The sequence below is a fragment of the Martelella sp. AMO21009 genome, from assembly GCF_053484295.1.
The window spans coordinates 313,499-323,864 of sequence record NZ_JBAKFR010000004.1 but is presented as its reverse complement, the minus strand read 5'-3'; the positions used below and the strand labels follow the sequence as shown (position 1 = coordinate 323,864).

Genomic DNA, 10,366 nt, shown 5'->3' with positions numbered 1-10,366 from the left:
CCGTCAACACCGAAACGGCCAATGACAACCGGTTCCAGAAGCTTCCCGAAACCGGGCAGGACCTCAGGCGCCGGGCCTATGATGAAATCTCCCGCGCCGGAGAAATCCTCTCTTCGGCCGGCATTCCCGTGCACATGTTCGAGGACGAGGGGGATACGACGCCGGACTCGGTGTTTCCCAACAACTGGTTTTCCACCCATGCCGGCGGCCATGTCGCGGTTTTTCCGATGAAGGCGCGAAACCGGCGGCTCGAACGCCGTGCGGACATCATCGAAATGCTGAAGCGCGATTATCGCGTCCAGGACGTCATCGACTATTCCGGGCTCGAAGCGGACGGTCTGTTCCTCGAGGGCACGGGCGCCATGGTGCTCGATCATATCGACAGGGTGGCCTATGTGGTGCGTTCCGAGCGGGCCGATCCGGTAGCGCTCGAACGTTTCGCGACCCACTTCAATTTCGAGCCGATGGTCTTCGACGCGCGCGATCCTCAGGGCATGGCGATCTATCACACCAACGTCCTGATGTGCATCGGAACCGGTTTCGTGCTGATCGGTCCGGACATGATGACCGAACCCGACCGGCGGGCCGAAATCCTCGACAGGCTACGACGGACCGGACGGGACATCATTGCCCTCGACAACGACCAGGTCGCCCGCTTTGCCGGCAATGCGCTTGAGCTTCAGGCGCCCGATCAGCGGTTGCTCGCCCTTTCCACGACTGCGCTCGACGCCTTGCGTCCCGACCAGATTGCAGCGATAGAAAAGACGGCAAGCATTGTGGCGCTGGATATCCCGACGATCGAGAACGCCGGCGGCTCGGTGCGCTGCACCCTGGCGGGCATTCATCTCGCCAGGCGATAGAAGCGGCCGGCCTGGGCGGACGCCGTCGCGTCAGGCGGCGGACCGCCAACCAGAACCGGACGCCCAAACATTGAGGTCGACGTGAAGGATCTGCGACATCTGCCCTTGCAGACGCTGAGAACGTTCGAGGCGACCGCCCGCCACGGCAGTATGGCGCGGGCGGCGGCGGAGCTCAACCTGACCGACAGCGCCGTCAGTCATCAGCTGCGCAGGCTGGAGGGCGATCTCGGCTATGATCTGTTCGAGAAGGCCGGGCGGGGGATCAGGCTCACCGATGCCGGGCAGGTGTTCCACAAGACCGTCTCGAAGGCCTTGCAGGATATCCTGTCGACCGCGGTCATGTTGTCCGAGCAGCCGCTTGCCGGCGGACGGCTGGACGTTGCGTGCCCGCCGATGTTCGCCAGCGCCTGGCTTGCGAAGAATATCGCCGATTTCTGCGAGCGGCATCCGACGGTCGAGTGCCATATCCGGCTGATCGAAAACCATCTCGTCTCCGAAACGGCGGATGTCGATCTCGGCATAATGTTCGGGCAGGGCGGATGGCCAAACCGGTGGTCGACGCGTCTCGCCGATGTCGACATCACGCCGGTCTGTTCGCCGGTGCTGTTTCAGCGTCTGGGATATGCGACGCCGGACGCGGGTGCGTTGAAGAATTGCCTTCTGCTGCACCGCGATGACGGGGCCGAGTGGCGGCGCTGGCTTTCCGAATGCGGTCACGGCGATGTATTCGACCGCGCCCGCCACCTCTATTGCAGCGATCTCGGCATCGCCATCGACCTCGCGCTCAACGGCGTCGGGTTCGCCCTTGCCAGCGAGACGCTGACCCGCAACGATATTCGCCAGGGCCGTCTTATAAGGCCGTTCGGCTTCTCCATCGATGCCTTTGGCGGCTGGTATGTCGTCGCCCACCCGCACAGTCTGGAGCGGGCCGGCCCGCGGCTGTTCCTGCACTGGCTCCTGGCCGCCTTCGGGCAGGATGACATGATCAACACGCTGCCCTCGCCGGATTGATGATGTCAGATCATGTTTCGCTTGAAGAATGATCATTTGCGCAAAAATACGACACGCATCTATTTTGCCTCAAAATTAGACGCCGGCGCTTGCCGGTTCGCGGCTCGATCCGCGGAAGATTTTCCGCCCGAGGCATGCTCCGGAGTATGAAATGGATAAACTCGCCGTCAGCGACATTCACAAGTCATACGACCAGCACGAAGTGCTGAAAGGCGTTTCGCTGCGTGCGGCCGCCGGCGATGTCGTCAGCATTCTCGGTTCCAGCGGCTCGGGCAAAAGCACGTTCCTGCGCTGCATAAACTTTCTGGAACGGCCGCATGAGGGCGAGATCGCCGTGGATGGCAAAAGGCTGGAAACAGTGCGGGACCGCGACGGCATGCTGAGGGTGCGAAACCGCGGAGAGCTGCGTCTGATGCGCACGCGCCTTGCCATGGTGTTCCAGAATTTCTGCCTCTGGTCCCATATGAGCGTGCTCTCCAACATCATCGAAGCGCCGATCAGCGTGCTGGGACTGTCGCGTCGCGAGGCGACGGAACTGGCGAAGGCGAACCTCACCAAGGTCGGCCTCGGGCTGGATGTGCTCGACAAATACCCGTCCCACCTTTCCGGCGGCCAGCAGCAGCGTGTGGCGATTGCCCGCGCGCTTGCCGTCAATCCCGAGGTCCTGCTGTTCGACGAGCCGACCTCGGCGCTGGACCCGGAACTGGTGAGCGAGGTGCTCAAGGTCATGCAGGCGCTCGCCGAAGAGGGACGCACCATGGTGGTCGTCACCCATGAGATGGGCTTTGCCCGCCACGTCTCGACCAAGGTCATGTTCCTGCATCAGGGCCGGGTCGAGGAGGAAGGCGCGCCGTCGCGCGTGTTCGACCAGACCGAGAGTGAACGCATGCGGCAATTCCTGGCCGGACAATTGCGGCATTGACCGGGCGCGTCGCCTCCGCCGAACGCCAATAAGAAATGGCAGACCGGATCGCTCCGCAACTGCCGCTCCACCCCCGAAAACCACAGAGGACAGACCTATGAAGAGACTTCTTTCAGCCGCCGCCATCGCGCTTGCCCTTGCCGCCGGCACGGCTTCCGCCCAGACCGGCGAAAAGGTGATCGTCGCAACGGACGCGACCTTCCCGCCGTTTGAATCGATCGACAAGGACGGCAAGCTCGTCGGATACGACATCGACCTGATGACGGCCGTTTGCGAGGCGGCTGAACTCAATTGCATCATCTCCAATGCCGCATGGGAGGGCATGATCCCGGGTCTGATCAGCGGCAAATACGATGCGCTGATTTCCCAACTGACGGTGACCGACAAGCGCCGCAAGGTCATCGCCTTCAGCGACATCTACAGCCATCCGATCTTCCGCTTCGTCGCAGCGAAGGACGCAGACCTCACGATCACGCCGGAAGGGCTTGCCGGCAAGACGATTGCCGTTCAGCGCGGCACGCCGATGGACGCCTATGTCACCCGCGTCTACGCCGGCTCGGACATCAAGCGCTACGACACCGGCAGCGCGCCCTACCTCGATCTGGAAAGCAAGCGCGCCGATGTCGTGCTGAGCTATCAGGCGCAGATCACGGCGGGCTTTCTGGGCGGCGAAAAGGGAGAGGGCTTCGAACTGGTCGGCCCGCAGCTGACCGGCGAGGATGCGCCCGAATTCGGCGAGGGCGTGGCGATTGCGATCAGCAAGAAAAACACCGCTCTTCTGGAAGAGATCAACAAGGGCCTCGAGATCGTCCGTGAAAACGGCACGCTGGACGCGCTCGACGCCCAATACTTTGGCGACTGATCGGAATGCTCGTCGATTACACATGGACGATCCTGGCGGGAGGAGGGATGACCCTTCTCCTGGCCTTCGCGGCGCTGCTGCTGTCGACCCTGATCGGCATGGCGGCAGCGCTCGCCAAGCGCTCCCACAGCAGATCGTTGCGGGGGGCCGCGCAGGCCTACACCTTCATCGTCCGCGGGATTCCGGACCTCGTCATGATCCTTTTGGTGTTCTACAGCCTGCCGGCGCTGCTCAACCAGCTGTTCCAGCTCTGGGGACTGGACTGGTGGGTCGAGTTTCCGCCGCTTGCGACCGGGATTGCGACGCTGGGGCTGATCTTCGGCGCCTATATGACCGAAACCTTCCGCTTTGCGCTGGAGAACATTCCGCACGGTCAGATCGAGGCGGCGCAGGCCTTCGGTCTCGCACGGTCGCGGATCTTTTTCCGGATCGTGCTGCCGCAGCTCATCCGGCTGGCGCTGCCGGGGTTTACCAACAACTGGCTGGTGCTGGCCAAGGCGACGGCGCTGGTGTCGCTGATCGGACTTCAGGACGTTATGTTTCGGGCCAAGGGCGCGGCTGAGGCGACGGGGCAGCCCTTTACGTTCTACCTCGTTGCGGGCGCATTCTATCTGGCCCTCACGCTGCTTTCCACATTCTGTCTCGCGCGCGTCGCGACGCATTTCAATGCGGGAATGAGAAAGGCCGGAGCATGAACTGGGACATCATCGCCGAAAACGGCGGCCTGTTTCTCGAAGGCGCGAAGCTGACGCTGGTGCTGACCTTTTCCGCCCTTCTACTGGCCTTTGCCATCGCCGTGCCGCTGTCTTTCCTGCGCAACAGCAATAACCGTGCGATCCGCGGCGCGGTTCACGCCTACACGCTGGTCTTTCGGGGAACGCCGCTTCTGGTGCAGCTGTTTCTGATCTATTTCGGCCTGGCCCAGTTCGAACTGATCCAGACGAGTTTTCTGTGGCCGTGGCTATCAAGTCCTATGGTCTGCGTGCTGATGGCCCTTGCGCTGAATTCCGGCGCCTACACCACCGAGATATTCGCCGGCGCGCTTCGGCATATTCCACACGGCGAGATTGAGGCGGCGCGCGCCTTCGGCATTCCGCCGCTTGCCGCGGCCCGCCGCATCCTGCTGCCGGCAATGCTGACCCGCGCGCTGCCACTTTACGGCAACGAGATGATCATGATGCTGCACGCGACCTCGCTTGCGAGCACGGTGACGCTTCTGGAGACGACCGGCGTCGCCCGGCAGATTTCGCTCAACGACTATATCCAGTTCGAACCCTATGTGACGGCGGCCGGCATCTATCTGGTGATGACATTCGTGCTGGTCTCGGCCTTCCAGATCGTTCAGCGCCGCTATGCCGGATACCTGCAGCCAAGACGACGCTGACCGCCCGAAACAACCGCCGGACCACTCCGGCTGAACCATGACAGAATATCTGCCCGCGTCCCGGACCCGGCAGACAAGGAGAAGACATGACCCAATCCGTCGATCTCGGCGTTCTTTTCGGCGCAGCCGCCGACACCAAAACCTTCCTCGGGCTGGACGCCTGCGGCGATCTGACGATGCTCGACGCCCCGATCGCCATCATCGGCGCGCCCTGCGCCACGCCCTATGCCAGCGCCGGCGCCTATTGCCGCAATGGACCCGATGCGCTCAGGCGGGCAACCGCGCCCTTGACGGCCAATGTCGACCATTTCGACTTCGATCTCGGCGGGCCGGTGTTTCCCGAAACCGGTCTGCGCGCCGTCGATTGCGGCAACCTGCCCTTCGACGAAAACGATGCGGCGGGCAACCGGGGCACGATCCGCAAGGCCGTCAGCACGGTCGTCTCACGCGGGGCCGTTCCCGTCCTGCTCGGCGGGGATGATTCCATTCCGATCCCGATGATCGACGCGCTGTCCGACACCGGCCGGAAATACACGATCGTTCAGATCGACGCCCATATCGATTGGCGCGATTCCCACATGGGCGAGACCATGGGGCTGTCGTCGACCATGCGCCGGGCATCGGAGATGAGCCATATCGAGCGGATCATTCAGGTCGGCGCGCGCGGCATCGGCTCGGCCAGGGCCTCGGACGTCGAGGATGCCAGGCGGTGGGGCGCAAGCCTCTTTACCGCCCATCAGCTCGATCGCGACGGCCTCGCGCCGGTGCTCGACCTGATCCCGGATGGTTCCGATGTCATCGTCTGCTGCGACGCCGATGCGCTCGATTCGACGCTCGTGCCGGGGGTGATCGCGCGTGGCCCGGGCGGGCTTTCCTATTTCCAGACCCTCGACCTTCTGTTCGGGATTGCCGGGCGCGGCCGCATCGCCGCGATGGATTTCGTCGAATTCATGCCGGAACGCGACATCGACGGTCTAGGCGCGCTGTCGTTTGCCCGCGTCATCACCTCCGCGCTCGGCATTCTGGCGCGCCAGAGCGCCTCGGCAAAAGCTGTTTAGCCGGATACCGGAGCCGCCTCCGCGGCGATGCCGGGAAGTGCCGATCCGGTCCCGTCACGGGGCCTCGGACGCCTCGGCGCAGGCGCGGGCGATATAGGCGGCGATCATGGTGTCGAGATGGGCGCCGCCGCCATTCTTGAAAACGGTCATCTCCTCCGGCGTATCGCGCCCGCAGCGTCCCATGGCGAGGTCGTAGTGGTCGCCGATGATGTCATAGGCGGTGATGACGCCGTTTGCGATCGGGATCGCGAATTCGCCGATATGGCCGATGGTGCTCTCGCGACTGTCGACGAACAGTCTTGCCTTCGCGATCAGCGCGTCGTCGGCCTCGCGCATGTCGGACTTGAAGGCGCCGATCAGATCGACATGGGTGCCGGGGCGGATCCACGCGCCATTCAGGATCGGATCACGCGCCATGGTCGCCGTCGAGATGATATCGGCGTCGGATGCCGCTGCGGCAAGATCCGGCACAGCCTCGACCGGGTATCCGGCCTTTGCCAACTCGGCCGCCAGCGCCTCGGCCTGTTCCGGCCGTCTGGTCCAGACCGAGATGCGTTTCAGCGACGGCATCAGCGCGTGATAGGCTTTCACAAGGTTGCGCGCCAGCGTTCCGCCGCCCACGACCAGAAGATGTTCGCTGTCCTTTCGGGCAAGACACAGCGCGCCCAGCACGGAATCACAGGCCGTCTTCAGTTCGGTGACGATGCGGGCGTCGATCACCGCGCTGAGCCTTCCGTGTTCCGGTTCGAAGACCATCATGGCGCCCTGGACCGTGTCGAACCCCGCCTTCGGATTCCGGTCGAACACGGTCACGGCCTTCACCCCAAAACCGAGGCCGTCGATATGGGCGGCCCGGGTCAGGAGCGTGCGGTCGGCGGGGCCCTGGAACAGGTCTCCGAGCGTGGCGCGCGGCCGCCGATGCCCGGCACGGAGCGCCTCGATGCCGCCCTTCCACGAGACATGGGGGATGGCGTCATCATAGGAGATCATCAAGTCGGGCATGGCTTGCTCCCTTGCTCAGCCGGCTGCGGCAATAATCATGAACTCGACCAGATAGTCGCTGGTCGCAAGCCGTGCCTCGCCGCAGGCGCGCGCCGGCGGGTTGGCCGGATCCACCCAGGCCTCCCAGACCGCGTTCATGCCGGCAAAGAGCGCCATGTCGGCAAGCCAAATCGTCGCCGACAGGATGCGCGACTTGTCGGATCCGACGGTCGCAAGCACCCGCTCCACTTCGGCGAGCGCAGATTTCGTCTGCGCGGTGATGTCGTCGCCATGCCCGACCTGGCCGGCGAGATAGGCGACACCGCTATGGACGACCGCCTGGCTCATGCGCGGGCCGGGTTCGATGCGTTTGATGGTCATTTCAAGCTCCTTCGGAAATTCGTGTCAGTCGGGAAGATCTTTCCCGGATTCATGATGCCCTTCGGGTCGAGGCAGGATTTCACCCGCGCCATCATGGCGCGGTTAGGCCGAAACCGTCATCGCTTCGAGCCTTTCAACCGTTCACGCCGCAACCGAGCGATTGCACGCAATAGGCCGGATCCCGGGCGGCGAGCCTATCGCCGGTGACCATCTGGTCGGGGCGCAATGCGCTCGCAAATGGCGCGGGGACAAGGGAGAAGCCACCGTCAGTGCGAGCGGACGGCGGAGATGAAGGCCTGGGTGCGCGGCTCGCGCGGGGCGCCCAGCACTTCTTGTGGCGTGCCGGTTTCAACCACTTCGCCGTGATCCATGAACAGGATGCGGTGGGCGACATCGCGTGCGAAACCGAGTTCGTGGGTGACGATGATCATGGTCATGCCGGTTTCGGCCAGGCCGCGCATGACACTCAGAACCTCGCCGACAAGCTCCGGATCGAGCGCCGAGGTGGGCTCGTCGAAGAGCAGGACCTCCGGCTCCATCGCCAGCGCCCGGGCGATGGCGACGCGCTGCTGCTGGCCGCCGGAAAGCTCGGACGGGTAGGCGTCGACCTTGTGGCCAAGCCCCACCTTTTCCAGAAGCGCGCGGGCCATCTCACGGGCCTCAACGCTCGGCTGGCGCAGAACGTGGATCGGCCCTTCGGTGACATTCTCGAGCGCCGTCTTGTGCGGGAACAGGTTGAAGCGCTGGAACACCATCGCGGTCTTCAGTCGCTGACGGGCGATCTGGCGATCGTCGAGCGGGCGCAGCCGATCGCCCTCCCGCCTGAAGCCGACCAGTTCACCGGCAACGACCAGATGACCGCCGCTCACCGTTTCGAGCTGGTTGATGCAGCGCAGGAACGTGCTCTTGCCCGAGCCCGAGGGACCGATGATACACAGCACCTCGCCCCTTTCCACGGCGAGATCGATGCCCTTGAGGGCATGGAAGATGCCGAAATGTTTCTCAACTCCGTAGGAGATCACGATATGATCAGTGCTCATACCTTGCTCCCGTGGTGGCGGACGCCCTTGGCGTAGAATTTCTCGATACGGCTCTGCAGGATGCTCATGATGGTGACGATGAGCAGATACCAGATCGAAGCAACGATCAGCAGTTCGATCACCCGCGAATTGGCGTAGTAGATGTTCTGCGCCGAATGCAGGATCTCGGAATACTGGATGACCGAGGCGAGCGAGGTAAGTTTCACCATACCGATCCACTCGTTGCCGATCGGCGGCACGATCACGCGCATGGCCTGCGGAATGACGATGCGGCGCAGGCATTGCAGCTGCGGCATGCCGATCGACTGGGCCGCCTCGTACTGGCCGCGATCGACCGAAAGCAGGCCCGCACGCACGACCTCGGAGGTATAGGCGCCCTGCTGGATGCCGAGTCCCAGCAGGGTCGCGACGAACGGCGTCATCAGCTCGACCGTCGAGATCGAGAACAGCCCCGGAACGGCGATGCGGGGAAAGACGAGGGCGAGATTGTACCAGATCAGAAGCTGCAGCAGCACCGGAACCGCCCGGAAGAACCACACATAGCCACGCGCCGACCAGGTGAGGACCGGGTTGCTCGACAGCCGCATGATGGCGAAGACGACGCCGAGCGCGATCCCGAGGAGCATGGCGAGGATCGACATGATCACGGTGTTGAGAAGTCCGCTCATGATCGCCGGCACGGTGAGGAAACGGCCGACATAGCTCCATTCGATCTTGCCGACAGCAAAGCCGTAGGCGATACCGCCAAGTGCAAGAAGGATTAGCGTGGCCGAAAGATAGCGTCCGTGGTGAAGACGTCGGATCACCGGCAGACCGGCGTAAGGGTTGGGCGGCAAGGTCATGGTGCAGGCTTCCCTGTGGCTCGGCTGCTGGGTTCCAGGACGATCTTTCCGAGGTGGCTGCGCGTTTCCATGAACGCATGCGCTTCTCTAGCCTGTGTCAGCGGAAAGTGGTGGGCGATGCGCGGTCTGAGCGCTCCGGCCCTGACCAGCGGCAGAAGATCCCGGCGGGCCCCGTCGATGATGCGGGCCTTGGCTTCGACCGGGCGGTCGCGCAGCGAGGTCGCAAACAGCGAAAGGCGTTTACCCATCATCCGTCCGAGCGGAACCTCTGCATCGGAACCGCCCATCAGGCCAATGGTCGCGATCCTTCCGTCAATCGCGGCGGCGGCGACATTGGCGGCAAGGTGGGATCCGCCCATCACGTCGAGGATGACATCGGCGCCCCGACCGGTGGTGAGTTTTAGCACCTTCTCCGCGAAGGCATCCGGATCGCGCCCGTCGATCACGTGGTCAGCGCCGAGGCCGCGCACGAACTCGGCTTTCGACGGACTGGCGCAGGCAATCACCGTCAGGCCCATCGTATGACCGGCCTCGACTGCGAAACTGCCCATACCGCCCGAGGCGCCATGGACGACGAGGGTCTTGCCGCTTTCCATTCCGCCGAGATCAATCAGGTTGGACCAGATCGTCGCCATCGCTTCCGGCAGGCTGGCGGCTTCGGCGGCACTCAGCCCGTCGGGCCATGGCAGCAGATGGTCGGCGCGGGCGCAGAGCCATTCGGCCTGCGCCCCGCCATCGCTCAATGCGCACACCCTGTCGCCGACGGTCCAGTCGGCGACATCGGGGCCTATCGCATCAATGGTTCCGGCGGCCTCTATCCCGGCGATCGGAATTGCGACGGTATAGCGTCCGCGCGCCAACAGCAGGTCAGAATAGTTGAGGCCTGCCGCTGCGACACGCAGCCGTACCTCGCCCGGTCCGGGTTCGGGGCGCGGCAGCATGGCGAGCGCAATCGGCGCTCCCCCGGCAGCCTCGCCCCAGACCACGGCCTGCATCACGATCCCGTCAGGGCTTCCGGCCGCCAT

General features: G+C 63.9%; 13 protein-coding genes. 7 read left to right on the top strand and 6 right to left on the bottom strand.

The features are described 5' to 3' along the window. From ctlX to V6766_RS07700, 7 genes are all read left to right on the top strand, one after another. Positions 1 to 860: citrulline utilization hydrolase CtlX (gene ctlX, locus V6766_RS07730; RefSeq protein ID WP_448465139.1), on the top strand; the 860-nt coding region annotated here is incomplete at its 5' end. 81 nt (positions 861 to 941) lie between these two features. Beyond that, a complete protein-coding gene (locus V6766_RS07725; protein WP_448465137.1) occupies positions 942 to 1,871 on the top strand; it encodes a LysR substrate-binding domain-containing protein in 930 nt (309 codons plus the stop codon). Positions 1,872 to 2,022: 151 nt separating this feature from the next. Further along, the gene (locus V6766_RS07720) at positions 2,023 to 2,793 is read left to right on the top strand and encodes an ABC transporter ATP-binding protein (protein ID WP_448465135.1); all 771 of its coding nucleotides are present in this window, start codon (positions 2,023 to 2,025) and stop codon (positions 2,791 to 2,793) included. Between the two features lie 97 nt (positions 2,794 to 2,890). Beyond that, positions 2,891 to 3,655 carry a transporter substrate-binding domain-containing protein gene (locus V6766_RS07715; protein ID WP_448465133.1) on the top strand — a complete coding sequence of 255 codons (765 nt, stop codon included), beginning with the start codon at positions 2,891 to 2,893 and terminating at the stop codon, positions 3,653 to 3,655. Positions 3,656 to 3,660: 5 nt separating this feature from the next. Further along, positions 3,661 to 4,350: an ABC transporter permease gene (locus V6766_RS07710; protein ID WP_448465131.1), complete on the top strand. Its 690-nt coding sequence runs from the start codon at positions 3,661 to 3,663 to the stop codon at positions 4,348 to 4,350. After that, positions 4,347 to 5,039: an ABC transporter permease gene (locus V6766_RS07705; protein WP_448465129.1), complete on the top strand. Its 693-nt coding sequence runs from the start codon at positions 4,347 to 4,349 to the stop codon at positions 5,037 to 5,039. Before V6766_RS07710 ends, V6766_RS07705 begins: the two co-directional genes overlap by 4 nt. Before the next feature lie 86 nt (positions 5,040 to 5,125). Continuing rightward, a complete protein-coding gene (locus V6766_RS07700; RefSeq protein ID WP_448465127.1) occupies positions 5,126 to 6,097 on the top strand; it encodes an arginase family protein in 972 nt (323 codons plus the stop codon). A gap of 54 nt (positions 6,098 to 6,151) precedes the next feature. Here V6766_RS07700 and V6766_RS07695 read toward each other — a convergent pair whose 3' ends face one another. The 6 genes from V6766_RS07695 to V6766_RS07670 form a co-directional block, all read right to left on the bottom strand. After that, positions 6,152 to 7,099, bottom strand: coding sequence for an ornithine cyclodeaminase family protein (locus V6766_RS07695; RefSeq protein WP_448465125.1), 948 nt, complete (start codon positions 7,097 to 7,099; stop codon positions 6,152 to 6,154). A 15-nt stretch (positions 7,100 to 7,114) separates the two neighbouring features. Continuing rightward, a complete protein-coding gene (locus tag V6766_RS07690; RefSeq protein ID WP_448465123.1) occupies positions 7,115 to 7,459 on the bottom strand; it encodes a RidA family protein in 345 nt (114 codons plus the stop codon). Beyond that, on the bottom strand, positions 7,456 to 7,554 hold the full coding sequence (locus V6766_RS07685) for an FAD-linked oxidase C-terminal domain-containing protein (protein WP_448465121.1): 99 nt from the start codon (positions 7,552 to 7,554) through the stop codon (positions 7,456 to 7,458). The genes V6766_RS07690 and V6766_RS07685 overlap by 4 nt, the downstream gene beginning before the upstream one ends. Before the next feature lie 171 nt (positions 7,555 to 7,725). Beyond that, entirely contained in the window at positions 7,726 to 8,499 is a 774-nt protein-coding gene (locus V6766_RS07680; RefSeq protein ID WP_448465119.1) for an amino acid ABC transporter ATP-binding protein, read from the bottom strand. Further along, complete coding sequence (locus V6766_RS07675) at positions 8,496 to 9,341, bottom strand: amino acid ABC transporter permease (protein WP_448465117.1); 846 nt, start codon at positions 9,339 to 9,341, stop codon at positions 8,496 to 8,498. The genes V6766_RS07680 and V6766_RS07675 overlap by 4 nt, the downstream gene beginning before the upstream one ends. Next, positions 9,338 to 10,366 (bottom strand): NAD(P)H-quinone oxidoreductase, encoded by a 1,029-nt coding sequence (locus tag V6766_RS07670; protein WP_448465115.1) that lies wholly within the window; start codon positions 10,364 to 10,366, stop codon positions 9,338 to 9,340. The genes V6766_RS07675 and V6766_RS07670 overlap by 4 nt, the downstream gene beginning before the upstream one ends.

Bases quoted from the DNA above. Each gene is read 5' to 3' on its own strand.
- V6766_RS07695 (WP_448465125.1), bottom strand. From the start codon at position 7,099: ATGCCCGACTTGATGATCTCCTATGATGACGCCATCCCCCATGTCTCG.
- V6766_RS07710 (WP_448465131.1), top strand. From the start codon at position 3,661: ATGCTCGTCGATTACACATGGACGATCCTGGCGGGAGGAGGGATGACC.
- V6766_RS07670 (WP_448465115.1), bottom strand. From the start codon at position 10,366: ATGGCGGCCGGAAGCCCTGACGGGATCGTGATGCAGGCCGTGGTCTGG.
- V6766_RS07680 (WP_448465119.1), bottom strand. From the start codon at position 8,499: ATGAGCACTGATCATATCGTGATCTCCTACGGAGTTGAGAAACATTTC.
- V6766_RS07700 (WP_448465127.1), top strand. From the start codon at position 5,126: ATGACCCAATCCGTCGATCTCGGCGTTCTTTTCGGCGCAGCCGCCGAC.
- V6766_RS07705 (WP_448465129.1), top strand. From the start codon at position 4,347: ATGAACTGGGACATCATCGCCGAAAACGGCGGCCTGTTTCTCGAAGGC.
- V6766_RS07715 (WP_448465133.1), top strand. From the start codon at position 2,891: ATGAAGAGACTTCTTTCAGCCGCCGCCATCGCGCTTGCCCTTGCCGCC.
- V6766_RS07685 (WP_448465121.1), bottom strand. From the start codon at position 7,554: ATGATGGCGCGGGTGAAATCCTGCCTCGACCCGAAGGGCATCATGAAT.
- V6766_RS07720 (WP_448465135.1), top strand. From the start codon at position 2,023: ATGGATAAACTCGCCGTCAGCGACATTCACAAGTCATACGACCAGCAC.
- V6766_RS07690 (WP_448465123.1), bottom strand. From the start codon at position 7,459: ATGACCATCAAACGCATCGAACCCGGCCCGCGCATGAGCCAGGCGGTC.
- V6766_RS07675 (WP_448465117.1), bottom strand. From the start codon at position 9,341: ATGACCTTGCCGCCCAACCCTTACGCCGGTCTGCCGGTGATCCGACGT.